This window comes from Pseudomonas brenneri (assembly GCF_007858285.1).
Taxonomy (GTDB): domain Bacteria; phylum Pseudomonadota; class Gammaproteobacteria; order Pseudomonadales; family Pseudomonadaceae; genus Aquipseudomonas; species Aquipseudomonas brenneri.
Genome location: NZ_VFIL01000009.1, coordinates 233413 through 250603, shown reverse-complemented (window position 1 = coordinate 250603; position 17191 = coordinate 233413). Strand labels below are relative to the sequence as shown.

The window sequence follows — 17191 nt, the reverse complement described above, 5'->3', positions numbered from 1 at the left end:
GTAAAATCCGGATCCAAAATATCAAATAACGGTATTTAACACTCAATCGAGCGTCCAATAGCCGGTAACATTGCCCTCCCCTGATCAATTCAAATGAAGGAACAGAAGAAATGATCGAAACCCGCCTGCTGCGCCAATTCATCGCCGTGGCTGAAGAGCTGCATTTTCACAAGGCCGCTATTCGCCTGCACATGGCCCAGCCACCCTTGAGCCAGGCCATCAATCGCCTGGAAGACAAACTGGGGTTTAGCCTGTTCACCCGCAACAAGCGCGGAGTAAAACTGACCCCTGCCGGCGGTGCTTTCCTGAATGCGGCCTACAGCACCCTCAAGGAGTTGGAGCTGGGTATCGAACACGCGCGCCAGGTGTCCGAAGGCATCGCGGGCAAACTGACCGTAACCGCCGTATCGATCGCCTACTACGAGTCGCTGCTCAGTACCCTGCGCCAGTTCCGAGAAACCTTTCCCAAGGTCCAACTGATCATCAAGGAGATGCCGTCCTCCAGCCAGGCCAAGGCAATCCTTTCGGGGGAAGCGGATATCGCGTTCATGCGCAAGTTGCCAATCTCGGCGGAAAACGTCGAGTCGCGCCTGCTGCTGGATGAAGAGATCGTGATGGCAATGCCCACTCATCATCCCAAGGCGCGGGATGGCCAGATCGACCTGAGGGATTTCGCCGGGGAAGACTTCGTGTTCACCCCGGAAGCCCTGGGCACCGGCTATCACAGTCAGCTCATTGCCTTGTGTGAAGCCGCCGGTTTTTATCCCAAGGTGGTCCAGGAGGCCGCGCAGATCCATACCTTGATCGGCCTCGTGGCCTGTGGCTTCGGCGTGGCCCTGGTGCCCGAGTCGATTGCCAACTCGATCATGCGCGACAAGGTGTTGTTTCGCCGGATCTACCCAGTCACCGCGTCCCCCAACCCGGCAATCGGCCTCTACATGACGTGGAACACCCACAACGAATCACCCTTGATGGACAGTTTCATATCCATGCTCGATTTCGGCGCCGCCCCCCAGGTTGAAAAGACACTGGCCACCCAGCTCAGTTAAAGCGCCAGCTTGTAATCCTTCAGCCACGCCGCAAGGGACAGGGCCGTTTCCAGATTATTGCGTTTGAGTTGAGAGTTGAAATGACTCATCGGCTGATCAAGCTCGCGACGCAGGTGAGTGCGATCAATAATCTGGAACACCGGGTTATCCGCTTGCTGCAATAGCGCCCGGGTCTGGCCACGCAGGAACTGCTCATAAGCGAGGTTGGCTGACGTCGGATACGGGCTCTTTTTGCGCTGCAGTATGGCAGCCGGTACCAGGTCGGCGCAGGCTTGCTTGAGCAACCACTTCTCCACGCAGTCCTTGCCCTTGATGCTCCACGGCACGTTGTAGACGTAATGAACCAGCTCATGGTCAGTAAAGGGCACCCGCACTTCGAGGCTGGCGTACATGCTCAAGCGATCCTTGCGATCCAGCAGGATCGGCAGCCAGCGATGCAAATGCATGTGGCAGACCTCACGCATCTTGCGCTCCTCAAGACTGTCGCCACTCAGGTGTTCGACACTGTCCACCGCCTGGCCATAACTGGCGCGCTGGTACTCGGTAAAATCACAGAGTTTGTTGAAGTCCGGGTTGATCATTTCGCTCTGCAACAGCTGCATGCGCGACAGCCAGGGAAAGCGCTGGGCTTCCAGGGCCTGAGGATCGCGAAACCAGGCATAACCGCCAAACACCTCATCCGCCGCCTCACCGGAAATGGCTACGGTGGAATGCTCGCCAATGGCCTTGAACAACAAGTGCAGAGAGGTATCCACATCGCCGAAGGTCTGGGCCGAATCATTGGCCCTGAACACCGATTGCCGCGCGGCCTCATCCACCAGTTCCTGGTTGTCGATCAGGATCGTCTGGTGATGGCTGCCGATGGCTTCGGCCGCCGCCAGGGCGAAGGGTTGGTCGCGATCCGGACGGAACGTATCAGCGCGGAACTGCTCGGCCTGGCCGACAAAGTCCACGGAAAACGAGTTAACCACTCGCCCGTGCTCTGCCTGCAATTTCTTTTGGGCCATGGCAGTGAGAATGGTCGAGTCCAGGCCACCGGAAAGCAGCGTACACACCGGCACGTCAGCATACAGTTGCTCACCCAGAGCCTTCTCCAGCAAGGCGCGGGTCTTCTCCACCGTTTGCGCCTCGTTGTCGGTGTGTTCGCAACGCTCCAGCGACCAATAACGCTGCACCAACGGCGCCCGCCCGGCCAGCAATTGCAAGCGATGGCCCGCAGGCAACTCACGAATGCCCTTGAATGGGGTCTGCGCGGTAGCCTTGGACAGGGACAACGCATCCACCAGGCCCACGACGTCCAGCGAGTGCTGGAACTGCGGGTGGGCGAGGATGGCCTTGGGCTCCGAGGCGAACAACAGGCCCGAGTCCAGCGAGGCATAGAACAGCGGCTTGACCCCCAGGCGATCGCGCAGCAGCAGGAAACGTCCGTGGCGCTCATCGAAAATGGCAAAGGCGAACATGCCGTTGAGGTGATCCACGCAGTGCTCGCCCCACTCCAGATAGGCGTGCAGTACCACTTCCGTGTCGCTCTGGGTATTGAACTGATGCCCGGCCTTGCGCAAGGACTCGCGCAATTGGACATAGTTGTACACCTCACCGGTGTACACCAGCGCCACCGTGGCGCCACCCGCCGTGGTAAACGTCATCGGCTGCGCGCCGCCGCTCAAGTCAATGATCGCCAGGCGCCGATGCCCCAGCAAGGCATGCTGGCCCTGCCAGATACCTTCGGCATCCGGGCCGCGTCGGGCGAGGCTGGCGGTCATCTCGCGCACCACCGGCAGTTGGTCTGTCAGGACTCTCGAAAAATCGACCCAACCAGTAATTCCACACATATCAGATGATCCTTATCGTTCGGTTGAAGCAGCAGGTAACGGACCGCGTAACGCTTCAAGCCGTTTGGCCAGGTCAATCAATTGCAGCTCGCTGTCGCGGCGCCCCATGATCTGTAAGGCAAGGGGTGCCTTGCCGTCGGCACTGAGGATGATCGGCAAGGTGATGGCCGGCAGGCCGCTGAAACTGGCCAACGGGGTGAAGCCGATTTTTTGCCCGTAGTCCGGGTCGGTCGGGCACGGAATGGTCGAATCCCCCGGCTGTGGGTTGCGGATATCGAAAGGCCGGCAAGGGTCGATGGGGAACACCACGAAGTCCACCGCGGCGTCCTCGAAGCAGCCTTCGATCCCAGCCCGTACCGAGTGCATACGCTCGATTATCTGCAGGTGCTCGCTGTCTGTAACACCGGCGCCAACGTCAAGAGCCGCCTGGGTCGACCAATGCAGTTCGGTATCGAATACATCACGCCAGACCTTCGAAGCCAGCCACGCGTCCCGGGCACACAACTGCCAGGCGGCACCGCGGCAGTCCCACAGTTCAGGCAATTGCACGGCGACTTGAGGCATGTTCAGGTCGGCCAGCAGGCTTTTGGCCTGCTTCATCATGTCAAGCATCGGTGTGCTGGTGACGCCCTCGTCGATGTGGCTCAACACGCCAATCCGGTAGGTGTCCGCCAGCGGTCTCTGCTGGCCCAGGTGTTGCTCCAGGCCGAGCCTGGGCATCAGGAAATCCAGGTCATCGGCGGTGCGGGTGACCCAGCCCAGCGCATCCATGGAGGGTGATAGCGGAAATACGCCGTCCAGATTAGAAGCCTTGTGGGTCATGCGCAGCCCGACCATGCCGCAATGGGCCGCGGGCCAACGCACGGAGCCGAGCACATCGGTGCCCAAGGAGATATCGCACAAGTGGGCGGCCACCGAGACCGCCGAACCGGTGCTGGAGCCCGACGGGTCAATGGAGGGGTACAACGGATTACGGGCACCACAGCCAAAGCCGATATTGAGTTCGGTGGTCGCGACCTTGAACAGGGTGCGCACCTCGGGATGCAAACCACACAGGGCGCTGGCCGAAACTTCGGGGTAGTGGCGATAGCTGCGCAGCCCCAGGCGCGTCGGCATGCCCGCCACGTCGACCGTATCCTTGACCCCCAGGCGGAACATTGCACTGTCGTCGATCACACTCGACACCAGGCAACGGTATTGGTTGTCGGCCCAGCCGGCCCAGTGGTTGTACTGTCGGGCCCACTGTTGTTGTAGTTGGGGCTGTTCCTGCAGCAAGCGATGGCGTTGGCGTAACGGCAACTTGAGAAAGTCCGGCATGGCCTCGGCTTGCTCACCACTACTCGCGTGGCCGGACAGGTAAGCGGTAATGCTCTGCTCTGCAATACGGGTGTTCATAACACTCAATTCCCTGTTTGCTGGATAGCCCAAGCCTGCGGCTTGCCGCTGGCCGACAACGGCAAATACTCGACGCGCCGGATCTGCACCGGCTTGGGAAAATGGACGCCCAGGCGTTCGATAGCCAAGGTAATGCTCGCCTCACTGAGGGTCGGCGAGCTGAACAGCACTTCATAGGCCTCGCCGCGCAACTCATCGCGCAGGGGCACACAGGTGAGGTGCTGGCACTGGGTCGCGGCACCCAGTTCGGCGCGCAGGACGCCCAGGTCCTGGCGCACGCCATTGATTTTTATCAGTTGGCTGGCGCGGCCCAACCACTGGAACTGCTCGCGCTCCCCGGCCAGGATCCAGTCATCGCTCTGGTGGGTCAGCGCCGCCACCCGATTCCCAGCGGCCCTGGCGATCCGCAGGCTGTGGACCTTGAGGCGCGACTCGACGCCAATCGGGCTGAGCAATGCAACATCCTCGAATACCGTCCAGGGCATGCTTGCCTCGGCGATGGGGCGATGGGCAATGGCGCCGGTCTCGGTCGAACCGAGGATCTCGACAAAACGCACATTGCCCCCGGCAAAACGATTGACCACCTCGTACGCCTTGGACGGTAACGTCGAGGCGCTATGCAGTACCAACACCGGCACCTGCGGGGCCAGGCGCTTGAGTAAAGAGGGGAGCAATGTCCAGGTGCTGGCAATACACAGGATGACCGTAGGCCCCGTGACTTGCAGGTCCGGCAGCACCAGTTTTTCCAGGGAGCACCGTTGCAGCCGCGCCTTGGTCACGTCGGCCCCCACCTGCCCCAGAATCATGCCGTAGCTGTGTTCAGTGGGCGCAAACGACAAGATATCGGTAACGCCCGGAGCCCATGCCCCCAGGATCATCCGCGCCTCCTGCTCCATTTGCCACCGGGTGCGGACCCACTGGCGCGGCGCGCTGGTGGACCCCGAGGTGCTGAAAACGTGTTCCAGGCTCATCGCTTACATAGCCTGCAAGGTAACGTTATCTTCCAGGCGTTCTTTGACAAACTGCTCCATCTTTTCCAGGGTCTCGAACCAGTAGCGGACGTCATCGCCCACATAGTCCACCTCGATCCCGAAGCGCTCTTCAATGGTGGTCACCACTTCTACGGCCATCAGGCTGTCAAAGCGCTCACCGATAAAGTCACGAAAGCTCTGGTCAACGCCGATGGTGCGGACTTCAGGCCCAAGCAAGGTCTCTAGTGCTGAACGAATATCTTCTTTTACAGAGTTGGAGTTGATCATGTTATTAACCCTTTATGGCTGCGTTATTCAGAGCTTCGCCTGTGGAATAGAAAACACTTTCAGGGAAAACATCTTCGTACTGCAGGTAGAAAAATACATCGGCAAACTGGGCATTAAAAAAATTGAACAGTTGCGTGGCGAAATCCTTGCGAAAAAACTGATCGCGGCTGGCCGCGATTGATGCACGAATAAAGAACACACGACTCTTCTTCGAGTCGCCATGATTAATCGGCATCGAAAGACCGGCGCTGAATACACTGTCTTCATCCAGCGCACTAAAAATCACCATACAGTGAGCGGGGTCAAGTCCATGGCCTTTGAGTTCACGGGCAACTTTCAAGGCGATTTTTTTCTTTTCACTTATTCCAAGAAAACCGGAACGAATATTGATCGTCGGCACAACAGCCTCTCAAGACAAATATAAGTGGGGAAGTACATCCAGGCGCCCCTGGAACCATTGCCTTAATAAACTTCCCAGGCACGTAGAGAGCGCGTCTTGCCCCTCGCGATACATCGGTGACCAGGCGTATCCGCTGGCAGTCTCAACCTTCTCCAGGAAATACAACACGTGGGCGCGGTCCACCTCCAGATCAAAGGCACTGGAGGCAGCCATGGCTTCGTAAGTGCTCAGCAGGTCCGGAATGCGGTTGCCGATATTGGCAAAACCACCCTGCTTGACCTTGTGCCGCAGGAGCAGAGCCTGCATCGCGTCCCCGTAGCCGTGCCCCAGGTACCGGAGGCACTTGAGCGCCTGGATACTGGAGCGAAGCGTTGGCGTGCCGTCAGGAAAGTTTCCGTAGGTCGGCGGCTCCTGGGTGATGGCGCACCGCCGGATAAAGTGCTCCAACTGAGCGCAGTCGACACCGTTATTGCTACCCAACATGGCCATGATCGACACGGCTGAGGCCGTCGAAACCATGTCCGAGCCGCGCCCCTCCCAGAAGCCGAAACCGCCATCAGGGTTCTGGATCCGGCCCAGCCAGGCGAGCACAGCCTGTCGGCCTTGCACAGCATCACGCAACGCTCCGGCAGCCAAGGCCCAGGCGGTGCAGCGCACTTCCGCGCCCCGGCCCGGCATGTACATCACTCCGGCTTCGTTGGGCAGTTGGCATCCCTCGATCCAACGCACCGCCGAGTCGCGGTCCTGGGGGGCGAGAGTTCCGCCCAACACGGTGGCCGCTGTGGTCAACACGTCAGCCGCCGCGCTTTTTTCACGGTAGGTGTAGCCGCCATTGTCGACATAAAGACGCTGGATAAACTGGCTGACACCCTGGGCCAGCCCGCTGACATCCTGACCCAGGGCCTTGAGCGACCCCACCGCACAAAACACCGCCCACACGTCTTCACAATCGTAGCCTTGCCAACGCACGAAACCGCCGCCTGGGCCACGCAACGAATCAATCCATGCCACGCAACGGGCACTGTGCAGCGGGCTGGTACCCAGTGCCGCCAGGGTCGCGGTCGTGCGATAGGTCGCCCACAGGCAAGGCGTATCCGCCGCTTCACTGAAGCGGAAACCGCCGCATTCAAGCTGCTGGGCCTGCATCCACTGGACCAGTCGGTCCATGTCCCATGTCGGTACCCACGCGCCTTGCTGGCTAAGGGCTTTCCAAGCCATCACCCCATAAAAACAGGCGCGCACGTCGGCTTTGTTGCGCCGGGCAAACGCCGGAGACCAACTGAGACCGCCGCTTTCACATTGCAGCCCGCTGAGCCAATCGAGCAGCTCCGCCGGCTCTTTTACTTCGCCATGACAGACATTGATCAAGGTGCGTACGGCATAGTGGGTAGCCCACACGTCTGCGCCCTGGCCCGCGCACATGGCATAGGCGTGGCCGTCCCAAAGGCTGTCCAGCCAGGACTCGGTCTTTTGCGTCCCCCGTTCCTGCGCGCCAAGGTCGTTGAGGGTTTCTGTGCAGTAAAAAGTCGCCCAGGCATCTGAAGGCATGCCTTTGCTCCAGGCATAGCCACCATCGCGGTTCAGTCGGGACTCGATGTAGCGGCAGATCTGCGGCCGGTCGACGCTTTGCAACTGGTCGACCCAGGCCAGGCTGCGAATAGCGGCATAGGTGCACCACAAGTCCGGCTGGCCGCTGACCACCGCGTTCCCCGCGGGAAAACGTGGTGCGATCTGGCTCAAAGCATTCATTGCTGGCCACCGACAAAACGCAGGTTGGTTTTCTTCCAGCTCTTCTGCGAAGCCCCGCTTTTGCTGACCGCCGCCAGGTTGTTGACGAACAGAATCTTGTCCCAATCCAGCTTGATCCGCTCCTGGGAACACTCGCGCAACGCGTCGGCGAGCCCCGCCTCCAAGTCGTTGTCCCAGACAACGTCGCGTTCCAGGATCAGACTGGCACGATCCGTCTGGCGGTCCACCTCGATCAGGTAGCCGGTGGCGTTGCTGTTGCCGTAGACGATTTCTTCGATCTTGCGGATTTCAAGATCTACCCCGGACACTATTACCGCGTCCGAATCGCGACCGTTGACCATCATCGTCGGCCCCGGCAACCCCGGCGCGCACTGGGACGTGATGGTCACGCTGTCGCCAGTGTCCAGGCGCAGCAGGGGACGGGCGTACAGATTCAGCGGGGTGACCACCAAGCGCCCGGTGGCGCCATCACTCAGGGGCACGATCTGGCCATTGGCTGTCACCAGCTCGAAATAGTTGGTGGCCGTGGTCAAGCGCTGGACCTTGCCCTGGGTGACAGCGGCCAAGGTACCGGTTTCGGTGCTGCCATAGCTGGCGTCGTGGATATCACAGGCCCACCACTGAGCCAGCTTTTCCCGGAACGGCCGGGTGTTGACCTCGCCCAGCAACATGATCGCCTTGATGGACTCGTTGACGCGTTCAAGCATCTGCCGCTGCTTCAGGTAGCGGGTCAATTGCACCAATACCCCCGGGGCGATAAAGATCACTGTCGGGCGGTAGGTCTCGAACATTTTGCACAGGCGCTCCCAGTCGGTGATACCGGTAGTAAAGGGATAGGCCCGCACGTGGGAAACATCGAGGTATTCGCAAACATTGGCGATCAAGTCGCCGACTGGGACGATATCCGAAGGCATCAAATTGGCCACCCGCGAGCCGGGCTCGATGACATGGCGCCAGTGGAAGGCTACCGAAACGGCGTTCCAGATGATGTCTTCTTTCAGCCGTGGGCTGGGGGTGGGCTCGCCGGTGGTGCCCGTGGTCGCGTAATACTTGGCGGCCTGGCCGTAATCGACGGTGCAGAACGCGCGCGGAGAGCCCTTCAGGCTGGCCTTGGGCGTCAACTCCAAGGCCTGGAACCCGGCAAAACTGTACTCACCCAGGGACCGGTAGAACTCGCTGTGGCAGGCACGCGCCCACACGGCTTGAAGTTTGTGCTCATAGAAAGTGGCGTCGGGGATCAACTCCCCATGACGCAGGATTTCGCGTTCGGCGCCCTGCAAAATCCCATAGTAATGATCGTTGTGAACTAACATTAACCCGCCCTCTTTCTTTAAACAGCGAGAATTGGCGAGTCGACGGACAAAGTAAAATACTTTCGCGGTCTGTTTGTAAGAGCCTGCAGATATCAGAGAGAAAGCCCAACTACTTGTTGGCGACCTGGCGGTATCTGTTAGTCGCATCGTCGCGGGCCCGCCAATACGCTAATCACCTGCACAATACAATCAACCTAAAAAACAGCTCATCGAACGTGAATCAATTTTTCATCAATAATTCATTAGCACCTGCCAAAAGTATTAAACAGAGACTTTTATAGTATTTCCCATCGTAGTTTTACCACCGCACTATCACCGCCACCTCAGAAGAACTAGTCCCGAACATAACATCTGCTGCCCTCTAAAGTCGGCGCCGACTTACTGTATTTGCACCGGCTGAATCCTCGATTGCTGTACCGACAAGGAGACGCTGAATGCTGACGACGCACAAGCACATCCACGCCACCGTCACTGGCTGGACACCCGAAACCTGGCGCTCGTGCACTGCCCTGCACCAGCCCACCTACCCTTGCCCCACCGAACACCGCCAAGCCTTGCAAACGCTGGCCAGGCGACCGGCCCTGGTGTGTGCCGACAAAATCCTGCAACTCAAGGTATTGATCGCCCAGGCCCAGGACGGCGAGCGCTTCATCCTGCAGGGCGGCGATTGCGCCGAGTCCTTTGATCAGTGCTCCAGCAAAGCGGTGACACAGCAGATAAAAGTGCTACAGCAAATGGCCCAGATACTGATGCAGCGCCTGCACATGCCAGTGGTGTGCCTGGGACGCCTGGCCGGGCAATATGCCAAGCCACGCTCCAGCGGCAGTGAAACCCAGGGGCAGAAAACCCTGCCGGTGTACCGCGGAGATATCGTCAACGGCAGTGCGTTCACCCACGAGGAGCGTCGCGCGGACCCTCAACGCTTGCTGCAGGCTCATGCCCACTGCGCCTCGACGCTCGGGTTTGTCCGGGCACTCTATGAAACCGGTGTCGATGACCTGCTCAAGCCCGCTCACTGGGCCACCGAGTGGATCAATGCGCTGCCCGAACGAGAAGACTTCCACCGCACCGTCCAGGACGTACAGCACTCCTCACACTTCATGGCGTCCCTGGCCGGTAGCGATGCGGATAAATTCCTGCATCGAGAGACCTTTTTTTCCCACGAAGCGCTGCTGCTGGACTACGAGCACGGCCTGACCCGGCAAGTGCCTGGTTTCGACGGTTGGTTCAACCTGTCCACCCACTTCCCATGGATCGGTAAACGTACCGCCGAGCTGGACGGTGCCCACGTGGAGTATTGCCGGGGTATTCGTAACCCGCTGGGAGTCAAGGTCGGGGCCGAAGTCACCCCCGAAGCCTTGCTGGCCCTGATCAACCGGCTCAACCCGCATAACGAGCCCGGGCGGCTGACCCTGATTCACCGCATGGGCGCCGAGCACCTGCGGGAAAAACTACCGGCCCTTCTCAACGCCGTCCATCGCTCGGGGGCCAAGGTGCTATGGCTGTGCGACCCCATGCATGGCAATACCGAAACCCTGGCTTGCGGCACCAAGACCCGGCGCTTCGAACAGATCATGACGGAGATCGAAGAGGCCTTCAGCGTCCACCGCGAACACGGCACCCGCTTGGGCGGCCTGCACCTGGAGTTGACGGGCGACGACGTCACCGAATGCCTGGGGGGAGCACGCAACCTGCAGCCCGATGACCTGTCTCGACGTTATCTGAGCAAGGTCGATCCGCGCCTCAACTACGAACAGTCCCTTGAACTGGCGCTGCGGGTTGCGCACCTGGAGCACGCGCCTCGCTGAGGTGCACCTGCCCTTTTCCTAAAACTTGAGTTCCTATGCCAGCCGTCATCTACATTTTTTCGCTCTGCACCTTCACTTTCGGCCTGTCCGAATTCGTCGTCGCCGGCCTGGTGTCGGCGATCTCCATGGACCTGCACGAATCCATCGCGCACGTCGGCTCGACCATCGCGGCCTACGCCCTGGGCGCGGCGATTGGCGCCCCGCTGCTCACGGCAATGCTGGCCACCTGGCGCGACAAGTCGGTGCTGCTGCTGACCCTCGCCGTGCTCGCCGTCGGTAGCGTGGCCATCAGCCTGGCACCGAATATCGTGACCTTGTACGGCGTGCGCTTCATCATCGGCCTGGCCCATGGGGTGTTCATGGCCGTGGCATCCAATGCCGCGGTCAAACTGGTCGACCCGATGCGCGCCGGGCGGGCATTGTCCCTGGTGTGGATGGGCCTGACCCTGTCCATCGCCTTCGGCGTTCCTATCGGTACCTTCTTCGGCAGCTACTGGTCGTGGCGCGTGGTGTTCCTGGCCATCGGCGGCTTGGGCCTGATCAGCACCATTGGCCTGGTGCTGCTGATGCGCCTTCAACCTGCGCCCCAGCCCCACGAACGCCAGGGCATCAAACAAGGCCTCACCGCCCTCTTTCACCGCGAACTACTGATGGCTGCCACGATCGCCATGCTGGTGAGCGTGGCCACCTTTTCGTTCTTTACCTTCGTTTCGCCATTTCTGCTGGATATCACCCGTATCCAACCGCAGGTTCTGAGCTTCGCCATGCTGCTGTTCGGCGTCTGCTCCATTCTCGGCAACTTGCTGGGCGGCCATCTTGTGGATGCCTTCGATGTCGACCGGTGCCTGCTTGGCGGGCTGACGGCCTTAATGCTGAACCTGTTGGGTCTGTACCTGTGGGGGGATTCGAAGATCGTCACCTTGACGCTGGTCGGGCTGCTGGGGGTGGTGTTCTTTGCCATCGTCACCATGTCGACCCTGCGTTTGTTGCGCCTGGCGAACCAATACATCCCGCAATCCAGTGCAGTGGCCTCGGGGCTTAATATCGCTTCGTTCAACCTTGGCACGGCATTGAGTGGCATAGGCGCGGGCTGGGTGATTACCCATGTGGGACTGGCGTATATACCGATTGCGGGAGCAGGCGCGGCGTTGGTTGCCATTGCCATGCTAGGCCTGCAAATGAGGACAGGACGAGGGGTAGAAGCGGCTCTGCCTATCTCTATATCAACGCCGAGAGCATGCGCTGAGACAAAACAGCGATTGCCTGATGAAACCCTGTGAGAAGTGCTCATCTGAAATAGAAGAGACCCAATTCTAGGGTGCTATTGGCACAACGCACTGCCAAGAACGCGCCACTGCAAATGTCATCTGCAACACACAAAAAAACCGCCTGGCCGCTAGTGCGGTTTTTTTGTTGCCTGCGATTTAATACCCACAGGCTTTACGCCGCCACAGCCGAAACTGGATACTTTCATGCATGCCGCGCCAGGCCCGGTAAACACCTGAGGGTTGTTTATCGCGCAGCTCAACCGTCTAGCCTTTACCCAACTTTCAGCAAGGTAGTTATTTCATGACCCGGTACTTGTTCTGCACGCTATTAATGCTGACAGCGCTGCTCAGTGGATGCGCCACGACGATGGACGTCGCGATCAACGCAACCCCGGATCCGGACTATCACTTTGACCGGCAAGCCCCCGTACTGGTGACATCGGCAAACGGCAGCGACGAAAACGCTCTCAATGCCCGCTACTACCTGCGCGACATGGTCAGCGCGCTGAAGGACCAGGGTTTTCGCGAGGTGTTTACCGACACCAACAAGCCCAAGCATCATGCGCCGATCAAAATGACCGTCACCCTGGATATTGGCAGCCGCCAGAAGACTTACCGCTATGTCGCCACCGACTACGGGCAAGTGCCGACCAGCACGTCCACCGTGTGCAAGAACAGTAAGAAAAAAGACGACCGAATGGTCTGCACCAGCACCCCGAACACCACCTACGGCCCGGTAGGCAGTTCGGAACGAACCGGCTACACCACCCTCACCACCTTCACCGCCACGGCGCGGGATGAAGCGAGCAAGCGCGCGGTGTACCTGCTGCGCGTGACGTCCTACAACGACGACTGCCAGGCCGCCAAGGTCGAAGCCTTTGTGGTGCAGCAAGGCTTGCAGAACCTGAACTTCCAGGACCGTGTGCAACGCAATTACACCGTTACGATGCCTGAAGGGTACCGCTGCAAATAGTTCGTTCATGAGCTACAGGTAGCTCAGGGTGAAGGTCACTTCGCAGTCAACCGTTGCGGCCCCAGGCCAGGATCGACTGCACACCAATATTGCTAATAGCAATTATTATCATTTAAGCTGCGCGCAAAATATCCTCCCCCCGCATCACTAAAAATAATCAAGGAGTTGCGATGCCCTTTGCACGCGAGCCAGGTTCATGGGTGAAGGCACTCAGCCTTGCCCCCTTCGGATTCGTTTCGATGCTTGTCCCCGTCGCCGTCGCGGCCGAGGAGAAAGGCCAACTCGAACTGCCCAGCCAAAGTATTACGGCGACGGCTTCCGAAGAAACGGCAAACGGCCCGGTCCAAGGCTATGTCGCCAAGCGCAGTACAACAGGCGCCAAGACCGACACCCCGATCACCGAAATCCCTCAGTCGATTTCCGTGATCAGCGCCGACCGCATGCGCGACCAGGGCGCACTGACCGTGCAGGACGCACTGCGTTATGTTTCCGGGGTGCGGGCCGAACCCTTTGGGCTCGATAGCCGGGGAGACTGGTCGAAAGTGCGAGGCAGCGCGCCTGCCCTGTTCCTTGATGGTTTACAGCAGAGCTTCGGCAGTTACACCAACATCCGCACCGACCCCTTCACCCTCGAACGCCTTGAAGTACTCAAGGGCCCCGCGTCGATGCTGTATGGGCAGAGCCCGGTGGGCGGCCTGATCAACCAGGTCAGCAAACGCCCCAAAGCCGAGCAACACACCGAGCTGCAGCTGCAATACGGCAATTACAACCGCAAGCAAGTCGCGGTGGACACCACGGGCGCCCTCAACCCAGAAGGCACCTTGCTGTATCGGCTGGTGGCTATTCAACGCGACAGCGACACTCAGGTTGATCACGTCAAAGATAACCGTCAGGTCCTGATGCCGTCGCTGACCTGGCGCCCCAACGAGGATATCGACTGGACCGTGATGGCTAACATCCAGCGCGATGACAGCGGCTCCACCACACAGTTTTTCCCACATAAGGGCACCCTCTGGAACGCGCCGTACGGTCGGTTCCACAGCAACCGCTTCGCCAGCGAGCCGGGGTTTGACGAGTACGACAGTGACCAGACAGCCCTGACCTCGCAATTCTCGTGGCACCTGAACGATACGTGGACGCTGCGCCAAAACCTGCGCTGGCAGAAAAGCAAAGTCAGCTACCAGTCGATCTACTCGAAATATGCAGCAAAACCACTCTTTAAACCCGACAACCAGACCCTCGACCGCGTCTATTACGTGTCCAAGCCAGAGGTCAAAGTCTGGGTCGCCGACCAGAACGTCGAGGCCCGGTTTGATACCGGCCCACTGCAACACACCCTGCTGCTGGGGGGCGACTACCAGCATGCGGTCACCAACCGGGACAGTGCCAGCGGCGCGGCAACCCCCCTGAACATGTACAACCCGGTGTATGGCACCTTTGATCCATCCATCATTCGCCTCACCGCAGACCCGGAACAACGGGTCATGCAACAAGGGCTCTATGCCCAAGACCAGATCAAATACGAACAGTGGTTGCTGACCCTGGGCCTGCGCAAGGATTGGGCCGCCAGCCAGACCCAAGGCAAAACCCGGCAAAAGGACGACAAGGTGACCGGCCGCGCGGGCCTGACCTACCTGTTCGACAACGGCATTGCGCCCTACTTGAGCTACAGCGAATCATTCCAGCCGCAAATCGGCCTCAACCAGCGCACGCTTGAACCCTACGTACCGCTCAAGGGCAAACAGTGGGAACTGGGCGTGAAATATCAGCCGGTTGGCAGCAGCAGCCTCTACACCGCAGCGGTGTATGACATCCGCGAGCAGAACCGCCGCATGCCCGACCCCGTGGATCCGATGAACACCCTGCAAAGTGGTGAGACCCGCGCCCGTGGCCTGGAGCTTGAAGCACTGGTAGCCGTCACACCCGACTGGGACCTGATTGGCACCTACAGCTACACCGACACCACCGTCCTCAACGGCTCACCGGCAGAACAAGGCAAACGCCTGGCCAGTGTTCCCGAAAACATGGCCTCGGTATGGAGCCAGCATCGATTCAGCATCGGTGACATTCCCGGGTTCAGTGTCGGTGCGGGTGTTCGCTATGTGGGGAGCAGTTGGGATGGCGCTGACCGGGTGAAGACGCCGTCTTCAACCTTGCTGGACGCGATGCTGGGGTACCGCTACCAGAACTGGAACATGACCCTCAACGCAACCAATCTTGAAGACAAGACCTACTACACAACATGCCTGGCGCGAGGCGATTGCTTCATCGGCAACCGTCGTACGATCGTTGGTACGTTGGCCTACAACTTTTGATTGCGCTGTAAGCCAGAACAACTGATCACGGCACACGGAACACCAGCAGCGGGTTGTCATTGAGCCGCCCATTGAACGCTGGAGCCAGGTGCTCCAGCGGCGTGCCGTGTAGCAGTTGGGTTTCCTTGCGCGCGACGATGACCCAGGACGAGCGCGGCAGCGCGTTCAGTTGCGCAAGGTCGTCGCGCCCGATAAACAGCGGCTGTTCGTCGTGGTCCAGGTTCATGATGTAGCGAATGGCCCAGGTGTCCTTGCCGAGGTTGAGAAACACCAACTGCCCGGGATTCTCGGCCCGCAGGGTTTCCACGGCGCCCACGAAGTTTTTCGTGTCAAATTGCAGGTCCTTGGCCGGCTCCACGACCATCACCAGCACCAGCCATTGGGTGGCCAACGCGATCAGGCTGAGCACCACCAATCGCTGCGCGACGCAACCACGCAGACGACGCCAGGCAACGACCGCCGCCAGTTGCAGGGCAATCAACAGTGCAATCAATCCCGGCACCGAGACATCGGGCCAGTAGCCGTGTTTGCTCCACAGTTGCCGGCAGACCAATACCACGACAACCCCCAGCAGCGGCAGGATCGCCACCAGCCACTCATAGCCCCGACGCACGCCAAGCAGCCAGCCTCGGGCCTGAAGCAGGCCATAGGCCGCCACAGCGGCAAACATCGGAACCATAGGCACGATGTAGTACGCGCGCTTGAAGTTCGGCACCGACAGCCCCAACAGGATCATCAAGCCACAACCGCCCAGGCGCAGCATCAACCGCACATCCGCCTCATCATGACGCGCCGACCATGTATGGCGCAGGGCAATCAACGTCGCCAGCGCCAACGGTATCACCGGGAAATAGCGATACAGGCTCAGCTTGAAGTAGAAGTAAAACGGCTCGCCGCTTTCATCAAGACGACCGGCCACCTGCATCTTCTGCACCTCATCGGCAAACCCATCGCCCCCGCTGATCCGCGCCAGCTTCAAGAGCACCCACCAACAGGCAGCCAGCAGGATCAGTCCGATCACCCCGTGGGCAATCACCTTTTTCAGCAGGCCAATCTTCTCTTCTCGCGAGCGCGCAGGCCCCAGCGCCCAGTACACACAAGCAACCCCACAGACCTCGATCAGCCCCAGAGGGCCACGAATGGCAAACGCCGCCACGAACAGGGGAAAGATTGCGTATTGGCGCAGCCGCGACCCCAGGCGCTCACCGGTGTGCAGCAGGTAGAAACAGCCCAGGCACAATAAAGAGACCATTTGATCCAGGCAGACCGAGCGCGACTTCTCCAGCAACTGGGCAGTCAATGCCGTCAGTAACACTGTCAGCAACGCCCAGGCTCGCCCGCAAGGCACCAGCAAACGGTAGACCAGCGCCATCACCCCAGCCGAAGCCAGGGCGGTGGGCATGACGTTAGCCAGGTCGTTAGGCGCGCCGAACAGCCGAGCGAAGAGCAGGCTGAAATAGGTCGCGGTGCCTGGGTAATCCGGGTAAGGCTCACCGTAGGTGGTGGGGAAGAGGCTCGCGCCGTGGCGAAACATTTCCTGCAGGAACACCGCCCAACGCCCGTCAAACCCTTGCGGCTGCTGATCCCAGATACCTGCTGTAAACAGCAGTAGGGCCACCAGGAAAACACCCAGGGCCTCCAGACGAAAACGCGTGCGGTGTTCCATGGTTCAACCTGCCAGGCCGGGGGAATGCTGGCGTATATTGCCGACAGCACGCCTGAATCACGCCTGAACCAAATGCAACATTCCCCGCACCCAGTTGCATTTAAAGATCACGAGCCTTTGTCCGTCGATTTTGTTAGCGTCAACTTCCAATAAAAACTGCGCAC

The 17191-nt window shown here is 59.6% G+C and carries 13 protein-coding genes; 5 read left to right on the top strand and 8 right to left on the bottom strand.

Features of this window, described 5'->3' with window-relative positions; translation table 11 throughout:
- Nucleotides 1-110 precede the first annotated feature (110 nt).
- Nucleotides 111-1049: a LysR family transcriptional regulator gene (locus FJD34_RS20645; RefSeq protein ID WP_032862301.1), complete on the top strand. Its 939-nt coding sequence runs from the start codon at nt 111-113 to the stop codon at nt 1047-1049.
- On the opposite strand, the gene asnB is transcribed toward FJD34_RS20645, so the two are convergent.
- From asnB to FJD34_RS20610, 7 genes are read right to left on the bottom strand one after another with little or no spacing between them, the layout of a single operon-like run.
- Complete coding sequence (asnB, locus tag FJD34_RS20640) at nt 1046-2881, bottom strand: asparagine synthase (glutamine-hydrolyzing) (RefSeq protein WP_090292767.1); 1836 nt, start codon at nt 2879-2881, stop codon at nt 1046-1048. The two genes, FJD34_RS20645 and asnB, sit on opposite strands and share 4 nt — an antisense overlap.
- Before the next feature lie 12 nt (nt 2882-2893).
- A complete protein-coding gene (locus FJD34_RS20635) occupies nt 2894-4276 on the bottom strand; it encodes an amidase family protein (protein ID WP_090292764.1) in 1383 nt (460 codons plus the stop codon).
- Between the two features lie 5 nt (nt 4277-4281).
- A complete protein-coding gene (locus FJD34_RS20630) occupies nt 4282-5247 on the bottom strand; it encodes a class I adenylate-forming enzyme family protein (RefSeq protein WP_090292762.1) in 966 nt (321 codons plus the stop codon).
- 3 nt (nt 5248-5250) lie between these two features.
- Nucleotides 5251-5535 (bottom strand): acyl carrier protein, encoded by a 285-nt coding sequence (locus tag FJD34_RS20625; RefSeq protein ID WP_223232732.1) that lies wholly within the window; start codon nt 5533-5535, stop codon nt 5251-5253.
- Between the two features lie 4 nt (nt 5536-5539).
- Nucleotides 5540-5935, bottom strand: coding sequence for a hypothetical protein (locus FJD34_RS20620; protein ID WP_139115756.1), 396 nt, complete (start codon nt 5933-5935; stop codon nt 5540-5542).
- A 9-nt stretch (nt 5936-5944) separates the two neighbouring features.
- Nucleotides 5945-7684: a prenyltransferase/squalene oxidase repeat-containing protein gene (locus tag FJD34_RS20615; protein ID WP_090292760.1), complete on the bottom strand. Its 1740-nt coding sequence runs from the start codon at nt 7682-7684 to the stop codon at nt 5945-5947.
- Nucleotides 7681-8997: an AMP-binding protein gene (locus tag FJD34_RS20610; RefSeq protein ID WP_090292758.1), complete on the bottom strand. Its 1317-nt coding sequence runs from the start codon at nt 8995-8997 to the stop codon at nt 7681-7683. Before FJD34_RS20610 ends, FJD34_RS20615 begins: the two co-directional genes overlap by 4 nt.
- A gap of 434 nt (nt 8998-9431) precedes the next feature.
- Between FJD34_RS20610 and FJD34_RS20605 the strand changes: the two genes are divergently transcribed.
- The 4 genes from FJD34_RS20605 to FJD34_RS20590 all read left to right on the top strand — a co-directional run bounded on the left by FJD34_RS20605 (nt 9432) and on the right by FJD34_RS20590 (nt 15361).
- On the top strand, nt 9432-10805 hold the full coding sequence (locus FJD34_RS20605; RefSeq protein WP_032862309.1) for a 3-deoxy-7-phosphoheptulonate synthase: 1374 nt from the start codon (nt 9432-9434) through the stop codon (nt 10803-10805).
- Between the two features lie 35 nt (nt 10806-10840).
- Entirely contained in the window at nt 10841-12085 is a 1245-nt protein-coding gene (locus FJD34_RS20600; protein WP_090292756.1) for an MFS transporter, read from the top strand.
- A gap of 289 nt (nt 12086-12374) precedes the next feature.
- The gene (locus tag FJD34_RS20595; protein ID WP_032862311.1) at nt 12375-13046 is read left to right on the top strand and encodes a YajG family lipoprotein; all 672 of its coding nucleotides are present in this window, start codon (nt 12375-12377) and stop codon (nt 13044-13046) included.
- A gap of 239 nt (nt 13047-13285) precedes the next feature.
- Nucleotides 13286-15361 (top strand): TonB-dependent siderophore receptor, encoded by a 2076-nt coding sequence (locus FJD34_RS20590; protein ID WP_090293249.1) that lies wholly within the window; start codon nt 13286-13288, stop codon nt 15359-15361.
- A gap of 25 nt (nt 15362-15386) precedes the next feature.
- Here the strand turns inward: FJD34_RS20590 and FJD34_RS20585 are convergent, their stop codons facing one another.
- Nucleotides 15387-17027: an ArnT family glycosyltransferase gene (locus FJD34_RS20585; RefSeq protein WP_032862314.1), complete on the bottom strand. Its 1641-nt coding sequence runs from the start codon at nt 17025-17027 to the stop codon at nt 15387-15389.
- Nucleotides 17028-17191: the final 164 nt, after the last annotated feature.